Source organism: Oceanobacillus sp. FSL K6-0251 (assembly GCF_038004725.1).
GTDB classification, from domain to species: Bacteria; Bacillota; Bacilli; order Bacillales; family Amphibacillaceae; genus Oceanobacillus; species Oceanobacillus oncorhynchi.
Genome location: NZ_JBBORS010000001.1, coordinates 1072584 through 1091741 on the forward strand (window position 1 = coordinate 1072584; position 19158 = coordinate 1091741).

Genomic DNA, 19158 nt, shown 5'->3' on the forward strand with positions numbered 1-19158 from the left:
AACATCATAAACAATGGGGGAGTTACCATGAAAAAGATTTTATTAAGGTTAAAGAATGTCGGTCCAGGCGCTATTGTAGCAGCTGCTATTATCGGGCCGGGAACGATAACAACAGCCAGTCAGGTTGGTGCCCAATTCGGTTTTATCTTGATTTGGTCCTTGCTGTTCTCCGTTATTGCTACCATGGTCTTGCAGGAAATGACCACCCGCTTAGGAATTGTTACAAGAAAAGATTTGGGCACAGCTTTTAGAGAACAGTTTGAAAATCCTTTATTAAGGGTGTTGACAATCATATTAGTTGTCGCTGCTATTGGAGTCGGCAACGCAGCTTATGAGACAGGAAATATCGTCGGCGGTGCCATCGGTCTGACCACCTTAACAGGTTTCCCTATCCAGACATGGGGCGTAATTATCGGTATTTCAGCCGGGTTGCTGCTCTGGTTTGGCACATACAAAATACTTGAAAAAGTTTTCATTGTATTAATTGGTTTAATGGTACTCAGTTTTTTTATTACGGCAATTGTAGTTAAACCTGATTTATCGGCTATTTTTGAAGGTGCATTTATACCGACAATTCCGGATGGCTCTATTATCCTAGTGATTTCCTTAATCGGTACAACGATTGTTCCGTATACGCTTTTTTTGCAGTCAGCAACGGTTCAGGAGCGGTGGAAGGATAAAAGCGGGATAGGGGAAAGCCGGTTCGACATTGTTACATCGCTGATTGTGGTCAGTATTGTTACGGCCTCGATTGTAATCACTGCCGCAATGGCTTTTCCTCTTGGCACAACAATTGATAATCCAGCTGAAATGGCTATTCAATTAGAGCCGCTGCTTGGTTCTTGGGCAAAATATGTATTCTCGATTGGTATTTTTGCTGCAGGTGTTACATCAACGATGACGGCGCCACTAGGAGCAGCCTATGCTATTTCAGGCGTTTTTGGCTGGGACAGGAATTTAAAATCCATGAAATTCAGAGCCATTTGGATGGTTATTATTTTAATTGGAATCATTTTTTCAGGTTTGGGATACAGTCCGATTGAAATTATTGTGTTTTCTCAATATGCAAATGGCTTAATTTTGCCTGTTATCGTTCTATTTTTGTTGTTTGTCATGAACAACCGCCGAATGCTGGCCGAGAACGTCAACAAGCTATGGATAAATATTGCAGGCTGGGTTGTATTTGCCATTACGGTACTTTTGGCTTTATTATCATTTAATATAATAGGTTAGCTGGAGGAATCGCTATGCAAAATATCATCTTTCAGCCGTTAGGAGATACAGGGATACGGGTACAGTTTTGCGAACAGGTTTCCTCCCGGCTAAATAAAAAGATCAGGAGCTTTTGCCTTCTGCTAAAAAAAGAGCGTATTAAAGGTATTGTAGAATGGGTTCCTGCCTATGATTCCGTTTCTGTCTATTATTTGCCGGACCAGCTTACGTATCATGCAATCTGTGAAGAATTATCCACTTTATCCAGTTATGCATCACGGGATAAAGTGGAGCAGAGGAATCGGATATTTATTCCAACTTTGTACGGCGGGGAAGCTGGTTCTGATTTAGACCATGTCGCCGTTTCTAATCAATTAACAAAAGAAGAAGTGATTGAGAATCATTCAGGTACAGATTATCTTATTTATATGATGGGATTTCTGCCGGGCTTTCCTTATATGGGCGGACTGTCTAAATCCATTTGCACACCGCGGCTGGAAAGCCCGAGATTACATGTGCCGGCAGGATCGGTAGGAATCGCCGGGGAGCAAACGGTGATATACTCATTACAGTCCCCGGGCGGTGCAAATATTATAGGACGTACACCTGTCACCTTGTTTGATTCTTCCCAAGAGAATCCATTTTTATTTCAGGCAGGAGATAAAATCCGCTTTGTTTCGATTACGGAAGAGGAGTATGAAGCAATAGAACAAGCGGTAAAGGACGGCAGCTATAAAGTGAGAAAGGAAGTGTTCCATGATGAAACAAAGAAGCATTGATTTAAACAGTGACTTGGGGGAGAGTTTTGGAGCTTATACGATAGGTCTTGATAACGAAATTTTGGAGGTAGTCACCTCTGCAAACATTGCTTGCGGCTTTCATGCCGGAGATTATAATGTTATGGGAAAAACCGTTAAAATGGCTAAAGAAAAGCAGGTAGGGGTTGGAGCCCATCCAGGCTTTCCAGATTTGATTGGTTTTGGCAGAAGAGCCATTCAAGTGGATCCAGATGAAGTTTTTCATTTAACAGCTTACCAAATTGGTGCTTTAAAGGCCTTTTGTAATATTCATGAGGTGCCTATGCAGCATGTGAAACCGCATGGAGCTTTGTTCAATATGGCAGCGAAAGACCGGGAGATTGCTGAAGCAATTGCGAAGGCGACAGCTCAAGTAGATGAACAATTAATTCTCTTTGGGTCATCAGGAAGTGAATTGATTCGTGCGGGAAAAAAATACGGATTAAAAACAGCCTCAGAAGTATTTGCTGACAGAACGTATCAATCGGATGGCTCGTTGACAGCTCGAACAGAAAAAAATGCAATGATTACAGAGGTAGAAAAAGCAATTGAACAAGTACGCAGTATGGTTTTTGAAGGGAAAGTCACCTCCGTTGATGGAGAGGAAGTCCAGGTGGAAGCCGACACCATCTGCGTCCATGGAGATGGACAGCATGCCCTTCTGTTTGCAAAGGAATTGCGGCAGCGTTTGGAACAAGAAGGGATTCGGATGAAACGTGTTGGAGAATAAAGCGGAGCAGCAGCCGCTTTTTAAAGTAATTAAACCGGGACTGTTAACAACCATCCAAGACTTGGGAAGAACCGGCTTTCAAAAATACGGGGTTGTTGTCTCGGGAGCAATGGATCCATTCGCTTTGCAGACAGCCAATCTCTTAGTGGGAAATAGAAGAGATGAGGCCTGTCTGGAAATAACCATGATGGGTCCGGAGCTGGTTGTATTATCGGAAGCAACGATAGCTATTTGTGGCGCAGATTTAAGTCCTATGATAAATGGCAAAGCCGCACCGATGTGGAAATCAATCCAGCTTAAAAAGGATGATTATGTGACGTTTGGCGCTCCTCAATCGGGGGTGCGGACTTATTTATCTGTTTCGGGCGGGTTTGACTCACCAGTAGTTATGGGTAGTAAATCAACTTACCAAAAAGCTGGAATTGGGAAGCACGTTGAAAAGAAAGATACGATTTTCGGTTATGCGGTGAATGGAAAAGCAGGAGTTGGATTAATGCATACAGAAATCCCCAGGTACCGCAAGGAGGTAGAGCTTCGTGTCGTGAAAGGTCCACATATGGAGCGATTTACAAAGGAAGGAATAGATAACTTTTTCAATAACGTACATCTTGTTAGTCCGCAGGCAGACCGGATGGGGTATCGGCTTCAATCCAAGGCTATTGCTCATAAAAATGGAGCAGATATTTGGTCGGATGCCATTCCGTTTGGAGGTGTGCAAGTGCCGGTGAATGGCCAGCCAATCATATTGATGGCTGACCGGCAAACGACTGGAGGATATACGAGAATTGCTACAGTTATTTCTGTTGACCTTCCCAAAGTAGCTCAGCTTGTTCCGGGCGGCAAAATTTGTTTCCGGGAGGTAGATGTCGAAGAGGCACAAAAACTTTATAGGGAAAGAGAACAGTTTTTACTTCAAATAAAATATTTTTGCAGAGGTGATAGCAGTGTTAAAGGAAAGAATGGCTATTCGAAAAGGAGAGTGGACTAAACCCACAGCAGGGCTGGCTCCAACTCATGTACAGGCAAACCTGGTCATTGTTCCAAAGAAGCATGCGTATGACTTTCTCTTATTTTGTATGCGAAATCCGAAGTCTTGCCCATTGATTGAAGTGACGGATGCTGGCTCCTATACACCTGTAAGCTCTGCGCCGGATGCAGATATCAGAACGGATATTCCGAGATATCGAATTTTTAGACACGGGAAGCTGGCAGATGAAGTGATGGATATTACAGAAGAATGGCGTGAGGATTTTATCAGCTTTTTGATTGGATGCAGCTTTACCTTTGAAAATGCTTTAAGGGCGGCTGGAATTCCTTTGAGGCATATAGAAAACAAACAAAATGTTACGATGTATGAAACCAATGTGCCCTGTCATGGGGCAGGGGACTTTCAAGGGAATCTGGTGGTTTCCATGCGTCCGATTCGCGCAGATCATGTGCCCGCAGCTGTTCAAATCACATCGGCCTTCCCAACGATGCATGGCGCACCGGTACAGGTTGGTTATCCAGAGAAGCTGGGAATCAAAAACCTGCAGGCCCCTGAATATGGTGATCCTGTAGAAATAAAGGAAGATGAAATTCCAGTGTTTTGGGCGTGTGGTGTAACACCGCAGCTTGTAGCACTTCAAGCAAAAATTGAAATAATGATCACACATGCTCCAGGACATATGTTTATTACAGATTTGCTGGATTCTGAAATAGGAAGATGAGTTTGTAGAACGATTGAAGCTGCCAAAAGCGCCTAATCACTTTAAAGATTACGGCGCTTTGAATCATTTTGCTGGATTCATTGAACATATCTCTCATCAAAATATTCAATATCATCGATGTACCATTTATTATCTATTTTCATCATCGTAATATTGTCGTACAGCTCGTATTTGGAATCCTGATCAGGAATATCGGATGGCAAGGTGATACGAATCTCTGTGCCTACGATTTTATCGTCCTGTGTCAGCCAGGATGATACGCCTTTTCTTCTGGAAGCTTCAATTTGAGAATAGCGGAATCCGTCACCCGTATTTGTTAGAAAAAAAGTGATATTTTCAGGAGTTTCTTCATAATCCGGATTTCCTTCCATGCTGTTTCGGATTTGATAGGCAACTTTTCTGGAAAAATCACCTGAAAAATATTCGCCCAGCTGATCGTCAACTGTTTCGATGACCTCTTCCGGATCATCTGAATCAATAATAAGGTCGCCGTGATTTAATTCATGAATAAAGTCTTCCAGTACGTCCAGGCTTCCCACTTCTGCCTTGTCATGAGGATCAACGCAGCCAGATAATATAATAAAGATACATAAATATAGCACAGACCCAAAAATATTTCGCAAAGCGTTCCTTCCTTTCTGCCTTCCTTATCTGTCCTTTCCTAATCTTTCTAATTCTTCTCCATTTGAGTCATACTCGGTAATCCAATAGACATGATATTTATCCATTAACGTATCTAAGCTCTCTGCAAATTCTTTATTTTTATCAGCAATTGGCATGCTGTTTTCATTGAATTTCTCCAAAGCAATTTCTGTTTCTGATTCCGTACTGTCAGGGTTTAACTCATCAGCAAGCTCTTGGAATAATGCTAATAAATAAGACTCTCTGTCTAATAGTAATTCGTTTAAATCATTAACAGCACGATATTCCAAATCTGTCTGCTCCAGATAGTCAACACTTTTTGTTAAAACAGGCAATATATCGTTTTCGATAATAAGTAACATTTCTTCGGCATCCTCTGCCCAATTAAGAGAGGAGTATGTAGAACTATCTATCTCCCAGTTCTCCATCCAATGATTATAAAAGGCAATCAGTTCATCGCCTTTTTGACTTTTATTAAAACAGCCGGAAAGAAGCAGTATGCCAGCCAATCCAAAGAATAGCCAAACCCTTTTCAACAAAGCCACCTCCTTGCATTGCTAAGTAATAACAGCGCAATACAGAAACAAGATACAGCGTACCTTTTATGTACAAAAATAACGAATGTTTTCATGATGTAATAAATAATAATAAGAATATCGGAACAAGAAAAGAAACAACCACAGCACTGAGTGTCATAGATAAAGCACTGATGGCGCCTTCCATTTCACTGTCCTCTAATACTTTTGCCGTCCCTATTGCATGAGAAGCCGTTCCAATACTGAGTCCTTTAGCAATGGGATGCTCAATCCGGCAAATTTTTAAAATAACAGGCCCAAACATTGCTCCGCTGACACCAGCTAACATAACGAATACAGCGATTAGGGAAATATTCCCGCCTGCTGTGTCCGTAATACTGATCGCAATAGGAGCAGTCACAGATTTAGCAGCAACAGTCTGAATCAGCCAGTCATCAAAACCTAATAGCTTTGCTCCTGCTATTCCAGTAAAAACACCGGTCAGAGAACCGGCAAATATACCGATACCTATCGCTCCTGCATATTTTTTGATTAAGTGAATTTCTCTGTATAAAGGAACAGCCAGAGAGACAACGATAGGACCGAGAAAAAGATCAATCCACTGCCCGCCAATCATATAGGTTTCATAAGAGATTCCTGTTAAGGATAAGAAAATAACCATACTTGCCGTACATAGGAAAATAGGCATGGTGAATGGGTTTGGTTTCCTTCGATATATCCTCTTGGATAATCGATACAGGATAAACGTTCCTGCAATTGCCATTATCCCAATAAAGAAATTACTCATAGGATTTCACCTCTTTTTTTAAGATGAAATTTGTTACAATCCCACTGACACCGATAACAATAAAGGTACTTACAATAACCAATAGAATGGTCAAGCTGCCTTTGCCATAAAAAAAGGTTAAGTACTGGATAATTCCAATGGTAACCGGGATAAAGAAAAATGGGATATCTTTTAAAAGAAAATCAACACCAGCCTGCATCCACGTTAAAGGAATTATTTTGAAAAATAACAGGCTGAAAAGAAGCAGCATCCCAATAAGACTGCCGGGAATACTCAGGGAGAAGAAGCCTTGAATAAGCTGGCCAATAAAATTAAAAAGAAATAAGATACCAATTTGTAAAATCATTATGAAATACTTCACCATAAACCTCCGTTGTTATTCTCCATTTTGAACAGCCTCTAAAAAAGAAAAGATACTAATCATTTTATCAGAAAACGTGTCATTCGTTAAAGGGCGTTTTGAAAGCATATTTACTTTCTTGAAAATCTTGATAATCTGGAACGCGACCCGTTGATGAAAAAAGATTTTTGTTGTCTGTCCCTTCTAAATAGAAAAAGTAGGATTGCATAAAAAAACAGCCCGGCAAAGCGCTGGCCAGGCTGTTTGTAATCTTAATATTATTACATGATCATCATTTTGTTAATCAATCATATTACTTTTCTTGCTCTTAAGATAGGCTTTATGAACACGCGGTGCAATCCATGGCCGGAAAGTATATCCTAACAGAATAAAGATAGCCGGGAAAATCGCCAGTATAAGGAATCGGTTGTAAACAACAGACCATACAATACCGCCGGTCGCTTCTCTTAGAATATCAATAGCATACGTGAACGGCAGGAATGGGTGAATAGCCTGGAAAAATTCCGGCGCTACTTGGATTGGAAACATTCCGCCGCCGCCTGATAATTGCAGAATCATAAAGATAATCGCAATCGCCTTTCCGACGTTTCCAAATAAGGAAACTAACGTGTATACGATAATCATAAACGCTAACGCAATCAAGACGCTAAAGAGTGTAAAGTAAACAGGGTGTGCCATATAAGCATCGAGTATAAAGATATTGCCGAGCGAAACAATGACCGCTTGTAAAATAGCTACAATCAAGAACAAGGTCATTCGGCCAAGATAAATATCTCTTAAGCTGAATTCTTCTCTATTTTTATCTTTTAGATCCGTTGTAATCAAATTACAAAGCAGTAATGCACCAACCCATATTGCCAGCACAGTGTAGAATGGTGTGTTGGCTGAACCGTAGTTCGGGATAGGGAATAATTTTTCTTCATCCAGTTGTACCGGACGGGAGAAATACTCTGTTTCATCACTCAAGTCATTCTGCAATGCAGCAATTAATTCCTCGATAATTTGATCGTCTTCCATCTGTTTTATCCGGTCATAGGCATTTTGAATATCCTCTTTGTATCCTGGCCAATCATCACGGATAAAGTCGGCCATTTCTCCAATAGCTTCCTGCGCTTCCGGTAAATTATCCTGCACAAGGGAATTCAAATTCTCATATTGGGCAATTAAATCATCCATATCGTTTGTAACAAAGCCGGCTAAATTATTTATTTCATCTTCTAAATGCGGCATATCATTCTGGAAAAAGCCGCTTGCCATATCCACACCATTTTTAAATTCAGGGAAGTGTTGATTTACAGTATCAGAGACATCACTGAATTGTTCTTCATAATATGGTAAGTTCTCATTTAAAAGGTTTAAATAATATTGGGAATCATTAACAACTGTTGCTGCTTCCGATAAATAATTAGAAGCTAAATCAGTATATTCCAATGCGGCACTTAACTTGGAATCTGCATCATTTAACCTATTTTCTAACGTAGTGAAAGCATTATTCACAAATGGTTCTAATGTGTCCTCGTTAAAGGTTTGTAACGTATTCAAATCATTTATGGCGTTATCCTTCACGTCTTCTAACTGGCTAAGGTCTAAATTTCCGTTTTCCAGAAAATCAATGACATTATTTAAATTAAAATCGCCGCTTTCAAGAGCCTCTTGAATGTTATCCAACTCCTCTTTATTCTCCGGAGTTTCTAATAAAGCAAGTGAGTTCTCCGTGCTTGTAATAGAGGATTGAAGCCCTTCAATACTGTCCTGAATCGCTTGAAGTTGCTCTTCTGCATACTCTGCCCGGTCAGGATTTTCCTTCATGGCAATCAATTCAGGCAGTTGCTGTATATTGCTTTTAGCAAGGTCTATATTTTGATCCAATACATTGGAAATTTCATCAAAAGCCTGCATCGTATCGTCATGAAGTTCATTAATGACTTGGTCGATTTCTTCATCACGCTGCTGCGTTTCCGGTGTATCTTCGGATTGCTCTGTTTCTTCTGCAGCATTATCATTATTTTCTTCGCTTTCTTGTTCTGTGTTTTCTTCCGCGTCATTGCTGCTTTCTTCGTTATTCTCTTCGGTACCTTCTTCGGCATTGTCACTATTCTCATCGGTTTCTTCGTTCTCTTCATTTTGTGAGGTATCTCGAACAAATTCAGCATTTGCTAAATCTTCTTTGACCTCATCGAAAGAGGATTGGTAATCAGCTATTGCCTCATTTAACGTAGTTATATCTTCTTCCGTAAAATTATCCGCTTCTATTTTAGTAAGCATATCCTCTAATTCAGCAGAAAGTTCATTTCCTTGCTCTTTTGTTCCGTCAGCAGTACTGCTTAATTTATCTAAGGACTCATTTGATTCCAGACTGTCTGAATTACGAAGCTCTTCTAGCATTTCTTCCAGCTTACCTTGAGAATCACCAACTGAATCCTTTACGTTATTCACAAAATCAGGTGTTACGGATTCTTCTGTATTAAAATCAAAGGAAGGCAGTCCATTGATAATTTCCTCCGCTTCATTGATTCGGCTGTTGACAAGCTCTGATACTTCATCGGTTGCTTGTTCGGCCTCTTCTAACGTGTCCTGTGCATTATCAACCTGATTTTGATAGTCCTGAATTTGATTATTGATCTCTGGAATACGTTCTTGTACATCTGCTAGCGTATCGCCGGCAGTAATACTTGCTGCATAAGCATCCTCCAGTCCCTGATTAATCGCAGGGAAATATTGCTGGATAGAGCTGATTCGAGTTAAAGCATTTTCGATGTCAGGCATGGATTGATTTAATTCAACCACTGCATTTCCAAGCCGATTGATATCATCCAGATGAGACTGGGCAGTCAGAATCTGATCTCCGCCTTCCCGAATGTTCGACTCGTACTCCTGTAAGCTGTCTAATGTATCTGCATAGTTCTGAATCGTATCTTGATCTTCGTCTAACTGAACAATAAGGTCGCCTGCTTCATCAATATCATCAATGTGATCATGCAGATTATAAACAGCATCTCTTATTTTTTGCATGGTAGGCAGATTTTCTTCAAGCTCTATCCCTGCGTTATTAAATTCTTCCAGCAATGTTTTTGCCGTTGTCTGCACAAATTCATCATTAATGGTTTCTGTGATTTGTGTAGCTCCGGTGCTGGTCATTTTAGGAGCAATGGCATTGACCTTTTCATTCACTTTATATTGGACGATGGCGCTCCTTGGTTCTTCATTAAGTATACTGGCTACATCCTCCGAAAAGCTTTCAGGAATATGAATTGTGGCAAAGTATTCTCCTGTATATACCTTTTCATCTGCTTCTTCAATGGAATCATCGAACTGCCAGCCTAACGAATCATTTTCCTTTAAGTTTTCTATCAGTTCGTCTCCCATATTAATGGATTGGTCTTCCACTTCCGTCCCGGTATCATCACTGACTACGCCAATTTTGATTCCCTCTGTATTGGAGTAAGGGTCCCAGGATGCTTTTATATTAAACCAGGCATAAAAAGAAGGGAGGATGGCTAACCCAATAATTAAAATAAGAACAGAAGGAACCCGAATGATGTTTTTCATATCTTGTTTAGTAATTTTAAAAGCTTTTTTCAAAAAAATTCTCCTCTTTTCTCGATCGGGTAAATAAAAAATTATAAAATGTGTTATTATTTCAGAATCAATGCTAACATCTATAGTTGATATAAAAGAATAAATATGTTGTTTTCCTCTGGCGGTTGCACATAATAAATTCAATGTAGTTTCTCACCTATAGATTTTGGTTATGTGTCTTATTTTATGCTTTATACATACAAATTGAAGTATCCAATGGCTGCCAGAATCAGTACTTTTAATTTTTTAATGTTCATCTTTTACTAGAAGTATGGTATCATAAAAATAAATGAATGACAATCAGTCAGTTTTAAAATTTTCAAAAGGGGGCATAGTAGTGGCTAGAATATCAAATAAAAAAGAGCTTATTTTAGAGAGTGCCTATCAGATTTTTAAAGAAAAAGGGCTGGAAGATACGCGTGTCTCCCAGATTGTGAAAAAAGCCGGGATTGCTCAAGGAACATTTTATTTATACTATAACAGCAAAATGGATGTTCTCCCGGATTTAGCACAGCAAATCATCTCCAATTATACGCAATACCTTACAGAGCATGGAGATATAGAAGCTGGGCTGGATGCTAATTTACGCCTGGCAATAGATCGTATTTTTGAAGTGAACCAGGAAGATAGAACAATCCCTTCGATTGTTTACGCAGGGATTACCAGAAGCGGGGATATCGATAAGTGGAAGGTCATTTATCGTCCATTATATGATCTGATTGCTGGCTATCTGAAGGCTGCAAAAGCAAATGGAGAAATCCGGGAAGATATCCATCCGGATTATTATAGTGAATTTGTAATATCTTTAATTGAATCTACGGCAAGAGGCTTGATTTTATTTCAGCATTCTCCGGAGGAAGTGGAAAAATATAAAGAAGAACTGTCATCCTTTATATTGAATGCTGTGTCTTGGACTCCGATAAAAGTAATTTAAATTAAAAAGACTTCGATTCTAGTATTTTTATAGAAGCGAAGTCCTTTTATTATTCATTCGTATGAACCTTCTTAGCTTAATAATACTTCCTTTTCTGCTTCTAATTGCAATGTGTCATTCATTTCCTTGTTTAAATCAGCAAATAAATCAGGGTGATCGGATAACGAAACACCGTATGATGGAATCATTTCCTTGATTTTCGGCTCCCATTTTGTGAAATGATGCGGGAAGCAGCGCTGAAGTACATCAAGCATGACATCAACAGAGACAGATGCTCCAGGGGAAGCGCCGAGTAAAGCCGCAATCGAACCATCTTCTGCAGTGATTACCTCGGTCCCGAATTGAAGGGTCCCTTTTCCGCCTGTATCGGTATCCTTAATAACCTGTACCCGCTGACCAGCAACTACAATATCCCATTCTCCGCTCTTGGCATTAGGAATGAATTCGCGTAAGTCTTCCATTCTTTTTTCATCTGACAGGAGCACCTGCTGAATAAGATATTTTGTCAGGGCCATTTCCTTCGCCCCGGCTGCCAGCATAGTGGTTAAATTATTTGGCTTGATAGATCCAAATAAATCCAGGTTTGAACCGGTTTTTAAAAACTTCGGTGAAAATCCAGCGAAAGGACCAAATAATAAGGAGCGTTTTCCGTTAATAAACCGAGTATCTAAATGCGGGACAGACATTGGCGGAGCACCGACTTTTGCTTTTCCATAAACCTTCGCGTGATGCTGTTCAACAACTTCCGGATTATTACAAACCATAAATAATCCGCTCACCGGGAATCCGCCAATATGCTTTGATTCCGGGATATTTGTTTTTTGTAATAAAGGCAGACTGCCGCCTCCAGCACCAATAAATACAAATCGTGCTTTATGATAAGAAACTTTGCCGTTGAATAGATTCTTAACTTTCACTTTCCATAATTGATCTTTCGTACGAGTAATCGATTCTACCTCATGCTTAAAGTAGAGCCGTGTCCCGCCTTGTTCCTCCAGTTGATCAAACAGTTTTCGCGTTAAGCTTCCAAAATTGATATCGGTACCTGACTCAATTTTGGAAGCGGCAATAGCCTCATTATCATTACGTCCATCCATCATAAGCGGAATCCATTCTTTTAACTTTTCTTCATCATCCGTAATCTCCATGCCTTCAAATAATGGATTATCCTTTAGAGCTTCTACACGTTTCTTTAGAAATTCCACATTTTTTTCGCCTTCTACAAAGCTTAAATGCGGTACGTTTTGAATAAAATCACCAGGGTTTTCTAATATACCCTGTTTCACCAGGTAAGACCAATATTGTTTCGAAAGTTGAAATTGTTCATTTATTTTTATTGCTTTCGTAATATCAAGCGTGCCATCTGCCTGTTCCGGTGTATAGTTCATTTCGCATAGAGCCGAGTGTCCTGTGCCGGCATTATTCCATGCATCCGAACTTTCCCGCGCAGTCTGGTCAAGTTTTTCAAAAACATTAATCTGCCATTCCGGTTGCAGTGTTTTTAATAAGGAGCCAATCGTGGCACTCATGATTCCACCACCGATTAAAATGACATCTGTTTGATTCGTATCTTTCCTCATCATCGTCACAAACCTTCCTAAACTAAAATTCTTGCATGTATACTCTTACAAAATAGAATTCTCTAAAAATAACGGTCCAGCTGTTATTTAAATAAACAGTTACCCATATTAATCTATTATACTCCTTTTTGATAAAAGAAAAAAGATGTTTCACGTAATCGAATGATTATAAGTACAAATAAAGGGTGAAAAGGTCCTGCTAAAGGGGGAAGATGACTGCAAAAAAACTGCGAAAGCTGATCTATTTGCATCAGCGCCCGCAGTTTAAGATGACTTCTTCCGATAAAGGGGAAGCGTACAGCATCGGAAGGATCCTCCGGATTTAATAATTTCAGAAAAAGGAACTTCTATAATATGATAGCCAAGCTCTTTCAATAGATGATTCACCCGTTTATTTTCAGGAAGGCTGATTACTTTTTTATCTCCGATAGACAGGATGTTTGGCGCCATACTGAATTGTTCCTCTTTGGTTACTTCGATTAATGTATAATGCTCCTTCATCATTTGATAGGCAGCTTCACTCATTCCATCCCGGTAAATTAACGCCTGTGCGCCCTCCAGGATATTAAATACACAATCCAAATGAAGAATATCCTCCTGCAATGGAACAGCGGTAACCTCCAGATGAGGGAATTGCTCACAGAGATAATCGATTGCTGCCTGATTTGTGCGCTGGCTTAAGCCAATCCAAATACGATTGTTGTCAAGAATCACATCTCCGCCCTCTATACTTGTGTTGGAAAAAGAAATATAGTCCAGTTGTTTGTCCCGAAGCCACTTTTTTAAAAGAATGGTTTCTTCCTTGCGAATATCCCGGTCCATATTAGCCGCGAATAATGTATCATGAAGTGTAAAACCAATGTCCCGGGTAAAAACTTGCTCATTTAAATTTGGCTTTGCCGGGAGGGAAATGACTTCGACATCGTTATCCTCCAGCGTTTTTACAAAGAAATCATGTTGTTCGGTTGCTTTTTTTATATCAATATTCTCGGTTGCATAATAAGCCTGTGTTTCATTAATAACCGTTGTAATTTTCATATAATCTGGCGGGACAACGATGACTTGCTGTAATGGGTCAAATTCATTTTGACAGTGAATGATATATTTTTCATTTTCCTTATTATCCATATAGACTGTGCCCCCAATTTTTCCTTAAGGTAACTTGTTTCCGTAAATTTATTATATGTATTAAATGATGAGGATGCAACGAACTTGGTGGGGCGAGTAATCGCAGCAATGATGTCAGAGTAATACGCCGCTGCGAAAAAACACTACGCTTTCCATGGGCTTGTGCTCAGCCTCCTCAAAAAAAGAAGTTCGCTTTTTTTCTACGGGTCTTCACCCTACGCTTTCCCATTCGAGCCTCTGTATTTTTCCTTCGCTAGATAGTTTTTTACTACCCATTTGTAACAAATATAATATTCAATAAACTCATTAACCTGACAACATTGGTAATCGCAGTCCCATACCAACACCAATGCTTAAAAACAAAATTGGTCATTCATACATTATCCGCGGCTTAACTAGCAGTAAAAACTTCATTGATATGTTTCAAGAATCTTTAAGAAATCATACCTTTAAGCAGATATCCTTAGGGTACTAACTTTTAAGCTGATGAGGCAGAAAAACGTTAGACTGAATAAAATATCGCTTTATCTTATTATGGCGCAGATTGCTAAAAAAATCCATCTATCGTATGTTATGATGAAAATGATAAATTTGTATCGGAAAGAGGATAATGGTTGGAAGATATACGGCACAGAAACAATCGATACAACCTTTGTTGATGAGGAAGGCAATGAGATTAGCGATGCTTATACTGGGATGGAATACAGCGGTCAGGATATCGAACAGCTGGACGGAGAGTATGCCGATGCTATAAAAAAATTAGATTTCAGCTCGGTTGATGATACATTAACCGTAGCGTACTATACGGAAGAAGTGGGTTATGCCATTGCTGATATCATGATTGGAAATAATCCGCTCCAGCAATTAACTGTCGAAGTATTAGCAGATATGAAGGATTATTTGACGATTGAAGAATATATAGATCAATGGATGAGCACGGCAGAGGAATTAGGCTCCGTTGAAATAAATATTTTAGAACAAGAGGAAGATTATGCTATCTTTCCTTCTGGTATGACAGAGGCTACCCCGGAATTTGCAGAGCAATTTCAGGTCAGCAAGGTATATCTTGACGGCGAAGATATTTACACAATCGATTATACCCAACTGAATGACAGTGAAATCGATGATGAAGAAATAGATAGAAGGGTACAGATATTAAAGGAAATTGAGTAATATAAAATATGAAAATCTCCTCGTCACTACAGTACAGTGGATAACGGGGAGATTTTTTTAGATTTCCTTCTTTTTCTTTTTAGAGACTTTTTCATTCGGAATGTATTTTGAAAAGTGTACGGCAAAAATAAGGCATACTAATGCAAGCCCCCATGCAACAACGCCGCTCCAATACAGCTGCAATTTAGCTCCAATATAGATGATAAGAATACTTACTAAAAAAAGAATTAATGTTAAATACCGTTTCATCTTCCTTCCCCCTAAAAATCTGAACACAACGATATATATAATGATGGTTATTATCTAGTTTTTCTTTTCTATTTTAATCTATACCAACAGTATAAAGGATATGTCAATCATCGTCATGATAAAAGCCTTTTTAATATATGTATGCTGCTTTATTTCTGTAAATGATATTTGAACAATTTGTAAATTAATGAATAAAACCTTTTCTAAAGTATATTTTTCTGACCACTTTTGATAAAATAACCTGGTAGTAATGAAATATGAAGGAGAACAAGCATACATGGAATGGAAAAATGTATATCGTGGTTTAATTATGGGTTCCGTAGAGGTTGTTCCAGGAATAAGCGGGGGAACAATCGCTGTATTATTAGGCATTTATGAACAGTTAATTGCATCAATAAGCGGTTTTTTCAGTAAGGATTGGAAGAAGCATCTTAGCTTTTTAATTCCGTTAGGGGTTGGCATGGTTACAGCCATCTTCTTATTTGCCAGAGTGATTGATTGGCTGTTTACACATTACCCAACGCAAACACAATTTTTCTTTTTAGGACTGGTTATTGGAGTAATTCCGTTCTTATATCAAAAGGCAGAAGGGAAAACAAAGTTCCAGGCAAAACAGTATATATTGCTGATTATTGGGTTCATTGTTGTTAGCGGATTGGGAATTTTAAATCCGAATGAGGGACAGGTTATTCAAGATATTAATACAGATACGTATATCTTATTATTTATTGCGGGATTTATCGGCAGCAGTGTGATGATGGTGCCGGGAATTAGCGGATCTATGATAATGATGCTGCTTGGTGTATATCCAACGATAATGGCTGCCATCAGTAATTTTCAGTTTTCTGTTATCATTGTGGCAGGTGCGGGGATTGCACTTGGTTTTATTATTATGAGTAAAATTATTGCTTATTTTTTAAGAAATTATTTTACAAGTACCTACGCGATTATCATCGGGCTTGTTATCGGTGCCGTTACCATTGTTTTTCCGGGTATCCCGGCAGGCGCTGGAAGTATTATTGTGTGTATCCTTTTATTTATAGGCGGATTAATTGCAGCATTGGCATTGGGCAGATTAGAATATAAATAAAATGGAATGGGAGAGATGATGATGGAAGCAATTAAAACAGAAGCAGCATTTCAAGAAATTATTCAAAGTGAAAAACCGGTAATTATAAAATTCTTTGCAGACTGGTGTCCCGACTGTAAACGTATGGACATGTTCATCGGCGAGGTAATGGAAGAATTCAACGGCTATGACTGGTATGAGGTGAATAGTGATGAAGTGTCTGGATTAGCCGAGAAGTATGAAGTAATGGGCATTCCAAGCATTCTTTTATTCCAAAACGGTGAGAAGATCGCTCATCAGCATAGCGCGTATACCAAAACGCCGGATTCTGTTACAGATTTCTTGAAACAACATCTAGGCTAAAAGGCTTTGACAGCAGGCTTAGACCATGCTTGAATTAAACTGTTTCCCAAAAGGATTGAACGAATAGACAATTCTGCTTGATAAAGCAGAGTGATTTACGTAGGTAATTATTCATTCAGCTGTTTTGGGGACAGTTTTTTTGTATAATTAATTCGTATGCTTTAAATATAAAAAAGTGAAAAAATAACGTACGTTGGACACCCCGGTTAGAGGAAGTGTCATGTTTTCTTTAGAAAGGAGCACAGGCCATGCAGGAACGAATACTTATTGTTGAGGACGAACAAAAAATCAGCCGTGTTTTGCAATTAGAATTAGAATATGAAGGCTACGAAACAATCGTTGCAGCAGATGGCAAACAAGCGCTGGAATATATAGAAGCGGAAGAATGGAGTCTTATTTTATTAGATATTATGATACCTGAATTAAGCGGTCTGGAAGTATTAAGGAGAGTCCGCAGACAGGAGAACGACACCCCGGTTATTTTACTGACTGCCCGTGATGAAGTGTATGATAAAGTGAACGGCCTTGACCTTGGTGCAAATGATTATATAACTAAACCTTTTCAAATTGAAGAATTGCTAGCCCGTATCCGTGCGAATTTACGGAAAACCGTTCAGAGCGGGAGCAGTAATGAAACATTGCAAGTAGGCGATTTACAAATTGACACGGCGGCGCACGAAGTTATCCGGTCAGGTAATATGATTGAATTAACACCTAGAGAATATAATTTATTAGTCTGTCTATTGGAAAATAAAAATAGAGTATTGACACGCGAACAATTAATTGAAAAGGTCTGGGGCTTTGACTATATTGGTGAAACAAATGTGGTAGATGTCTATATCCGCTACCTGCGTCAAAAGATAGATAAAGGATATGATAAAGCATATATTCAAACGATACGTGGCGTAGGCTATTCGATTAAGGAAGGAAGCCAATGACATTACGTAAAAAAATCATTTTATTTTCATCTGTTTTTATGTTTTTGGTGATTGCTATTTCACATACGGCAATTTATTTTCTATTTTACCGGACGGCTTCCAATGGAGAAATCGATCAGCTTCATATCCAGGCAGACGCGTTAGTGTCTACCATTGCCGAAAATAATTCCTTATCGGAAGAAGCAATGGGAGAACTGTTAAAGGCTTATTTGCCAGCGAACGGAATTATTCGAATTATAAATGAAACAGAGAATGATGTTCTTCCTGTGCAGACAAAATCAAATCGTTATACAGACTTGAGTGTAAGTTATACAACATCAGAAACAAGCCGTATTGTCCAAGACGACAACACAGGAAGCAATTTTGCGGTTATCGAAAAACCAATCATTTGGGAAAGTGGCGAAATTGTTACAGTTCAGGTAGCGAATGAACTGGTTTATTTAGATGAAACAATGGGGACATTAACATACGTGCTTTTATTCTCCAGTGCAGTGATACTGATTCCAACTGTTATAGCGAGTATCGTTTTAAGCCGCTTTTTATTAACACCAATTCAAAAGCTAAAGGATACGATGCGACGGAATATACTTAATAAAAATTGGCAGAAGATTGATGTGGATGAGCGTTCTAAGGATGAGCTTTACGAAATGGAAACCACATTTAATGAAATGATTGACTCCTTAAAAGAAAACTTTGAGAAACAGGAAGCCTTTGTATCCAATGCATCTCATGAACTGAAAACACCTATTCAGATTATCAAAAGCTACGCCCAGCTTATTGAACGTCAAGGAAAGAAGCGTCCGGAATTACTGGATGAATCTGTAGGAGCCATTGATTCAGAGGCTGACCGGATGCAGAAGCTTGTAGAGCAGCTGCTATTATTAGCAAAGCATAAAAATGAGGAACAGAAGCAGGCAGTAAATATACAAACGATAGTAAAGCAGGTTATTCAGACGTTCCAAAAGGCATACCCTGAACGGAGCATTCAGCTGGAAGCCGAAGCTGGAAATTATGAAAGCTTTGGTAATATCGATCAGCTAAAACAAATCCCATATATATTAATTGAAAATGCATTAAAATATAGTGAAGAAGCAGTTCTGGTAACAATGCATACAGATACGGAGAAAACTGTGATTCAATTTAAAGATGATGGGGAAGGTATTGCTCTTGAAGAACAGGAGAAGATTTTCGACCGTTTCTACCGCGTGGATCGTGCCAGAAATCGAGAAACTGGCGGAACGGGCCTTGGATTAGCTATTGCTAAAGAAATCATTGAAAGACATGATGGAGAAATCACCGTGGAGAGTGAAATTGGTCAGGGATCAACATTTACTTGGATTCTTTCCAAATAACATTTTTCTCATCAATTTC

19 protein-coding genes are annotated in these 19158 nt (G+C 39.1%); 11 read left to right on the plus strand and 8 right to left on the minus strand.

Annotated features, from left to right (window positions below; all coding sequences use genetic code 11):
- Positions 1 to 27 precede the first annotated feature (27 nt).
- The 5 genes from MKY45_RS05380 to MKY45_RS05400 are packed head-to-tail and all read left to right on the plus strand — an operon-like array spanning position 28 to position 4448.
- Positions 28 to 1233 (plus strand): Nramp family divalent metal transporter, encoded by a 1206-nt coding sequence (locus MKY45_RS05380; RefSeq protein ID WP_193064411.1) that lies wholly within the window; start codon positions 28 to 30, stop codon positions 1231 to 1233.
- Between the two features lie 14 nt (positions 1234 to 1247).
- Entirely contained in the window at positions 1248 to 1991 is a 744-nt protein-coding gene (pxpB, locus tag MKY45_RS05385) for a 5-oxoprolinase subunit PxpB (protein ID WP_193064410.1), read from the plus strand.
- Positions 1972 to 2739 carry a 5-oxoprolinase subunit PxpA gene (locus tag MKY45_RS05390; protein WP_374705744.1) on the plus strand — a complete coding sequence of 256 codons (768 nt, stop codon included), beginning with the start codon at positions 1972 to 1974 and terminating at the stop codon, positions 2737 to 2739. Before pxpB ends, MKY45_RS05390 begins: the two co-directional genes overlap by 20 nt.
- On the plus strand, positions 2729 to 3727 hold the full coding sequence (locus MKY45_RS05395) for a 5-oxoprolinase subunit C family protein (RefSeq protein ID WP_193064409.1): 999 nt from the start codon (positions 2729 to 2731) through the stop codon (positions 3725 to 3727). The genes MKY45_RS05390 and MKY45_RS05395 overlap by 11 nt, the downstream gene beginning before the upstream one ends.
- Entirely contained in the window at positions 3699 to 4448 is a 750-nt protein-coding gene (locus tag MKY45_RS05400; protein ID WP_042536030.1) for a putative hydro-lyase, read from the plus strand. Before MKY45_RS05395 ends, MKY45_RS05400 begins: the two co-directional genes overlap by 29 nt.
- A gap of 77 nt (positions 4449 to 4525) precedes the next feature.
- Here MKY45_RS05400 and MKY45_RS05405 read toward each other — a convergent pair whose 3' ends face one another.
- From MKY45_RS05405 to MKY45_RS05425, 5 genes are all read right to left on the minus strand, one after another.
- Positions 4526 to 5071: a hypothetical protein gene (locus tag MKY45_RS05405; protein ID WP_193064408.1), complete on the minus strand. Its 546-nt coding sequence runs from the start codon at positions 5069 to 5071 to the stop codon at positions 4526 to 4528.
- A gap of 24 nt (positions 5072 to 5095) precedes the next feature.
- Complete coding sequence (locus tag MKY45_RS05410; protein WP_042532349.1) at positions 5096 to 5626, minus strand: hypothetical protein; 531 nt, start codon at positions 5624 to 5626, stop codon at positions 5096 to 5098.
- Between the two features lie 91 nt (positions 5627 to 5717).
- Positions 5718 to 6413, minus strand: a complete 696-nt coding sequence (locus MKY45_RS05415; RefSeq protein ID WP_193064407.1) for an LrgB family protein — start codon at positions 6411 to 6413, stop codon at positions 5718 to 5720.
- The gene (locus MKY45_RS05420) at positions 6406 to 6759 is read right to left on the minus strand and encodes a CidA/LrgA family protein (RefSeq protein ID WP_226895018.1); all 354 of its coding nucleotides are present in this window, start codon (positions 6757 to 6759) and stop codon (positions 6406 to 6408) included. Before MKY45_RS05420 ends, MKY45_RS05415 begins: the two co-directional genes overlap by 8 nt.
- Positions 6760 to 7053: 294 nt before the next feature.
- Entirely contained in the window at positions 7054 to 10356 is a 3303-nt protein-coding gene (locus MKY45_RS05425) for a YhgE/Pip domain-containing protein (RefSeq protein WP_341172641.1), read from the minus strand.
- A gap of 334 nt (positions 10357 to 10690) precedes the next feature.
- Here MKY45_RS05425 and MKY45_RS05430 point away from each other — a divergent pair, with 334 nt between their 5' ends.
- The gene (locus tag MKY45_RS05430) at positions 10691 to 11287 is read left to right on the plus strand and encodes a TetR family transcriptional regulator (protein WP_193064406.1); all 597 of its coding nucleotides are present in this window, start codon (positions 10691 to 10693) and stop codon (positions 11285 to 11287) included.
- Between the two features lie 71 nt (positions 11288 to 11358).
- On the opposite strand, the gene mqo is transcribed toward MKY45_RS05430, so the two are convergent.
- Positions 11359 to 12867: a malate dehydrogenase (quinone) gene (gene mqo / locus MKY45_RS05435; protein ID WP_193064441.1), complete on the minus strand. Its 1509-nt coding sequence runs from the start codon at positions 12865 to 12867 to the stop codon at positions 11359 to 11361.
- A gap of 264 nt (positions 12868 to 13131) precedes the next feature.
- A complete protein-coding gene (locus MKY45_RS05440; protein WP_042532358.1) occupies positions 13132 to 13995 on the minus strand; it encodes a dimethylarginine dimethylaminohydrolase family protein in 864 nt (287 codons plus the stop codon).
- 582 nt (positions 13996 to 14577) lie between these two features.
- Here MKY45_RS05440 and MKY45_RS05445 point away from each other — a divergent pair.
- Positions 14578 to 15168, plus strand: a complete 591-nt coding sequence (locus MKY45_RS05445; protein WP_193064404.1) for a hypothetical protein — start codon at positions 14578 to 14580, stop codon at positions 15166 to 15168.
- Between the two features lie 57 nt (positions 15169 to 15225).
- Here the strand turns inward: MKY45_RS05445 and MKY45_RS05450 are convergent, their stop codons facing one another.
- Positions 15226 to 15417: a hypothetical protein gene (locus MKY45_RS05450; RefSeq protein ID WP_042532362.1), complete on the minus strand. Its 192-nt coding sequence runs from the start codon at positions 15415 to 15417 to the stop codon at positions 15226 to 15228.
- A gap of 277 nt (positions 15418 to 15694) precedes the next feature.
- On the opposite strand from MKY45_RS05450, the gene MKY45_RS05455 reads away from it, so the two are divergent.
- The 4 genes from MKY45_RS05455 to MKY45_RS05470 all read left to right on the plus strand — a co-directional run bounded on the left by MKY45_RS05455 (position 15695) and on the right by MKY45_RS05470 (position 19139).
- On the plus strand, positions 15695 to 16507 hold the full coding sequence (locus tag MKY45_RS05455; RefSeq protein WP_042532364.1) for a DUF368 domain-containing protein: 813 nt from the start codon (positions 15695 to 15697) through the stop codon (positions 16505 to 16507).
- A 21-nt stretch (positions 16508 to 16528) separates the two neighbouring features.
- On the plus strand, positions 16529 to 16849 hold the full coding sequence (locus MKY45_RS05460; RefSeq protein WP_042532366.1) for a thioredoxin family protein: 321 nt from the start codon (positions 16529 to 16531) through the stop codon (positions 16847 to 16849).
- 248 nt (positions 16850 to 17097) lie between these two features.
- The gene (locus MKY45_RS05465; RefSeq protein WP_042532368.1) at positions 17098 to 17787 is read left to right on the plus strand and encodes a response regulator transcription factor; all 690 of its coding nucleotides are present in this window, start codon (positions 17098 to 17100) and stop codon (positions 17785 to 17787) included.
- Positions 17784 to 19139: a sensor histidine kinase gene (locus tag MKY45_RS05470; RefSeq protein ID WP_042532370.1), complete on the plus strand. Its 1356-nt coding sequence runs from the start codon at positions 17784 to 17786 to the stop codon at positions 19137 to 19139. The genes MKY45_RS05465 and MKY45_RS05470 overlap by 4 nt, the downstream gene beginning before the upstream one ends.
- The last annotated feature ends 19 nt before the right edge of the window (positions 19140 to 19158 follow it).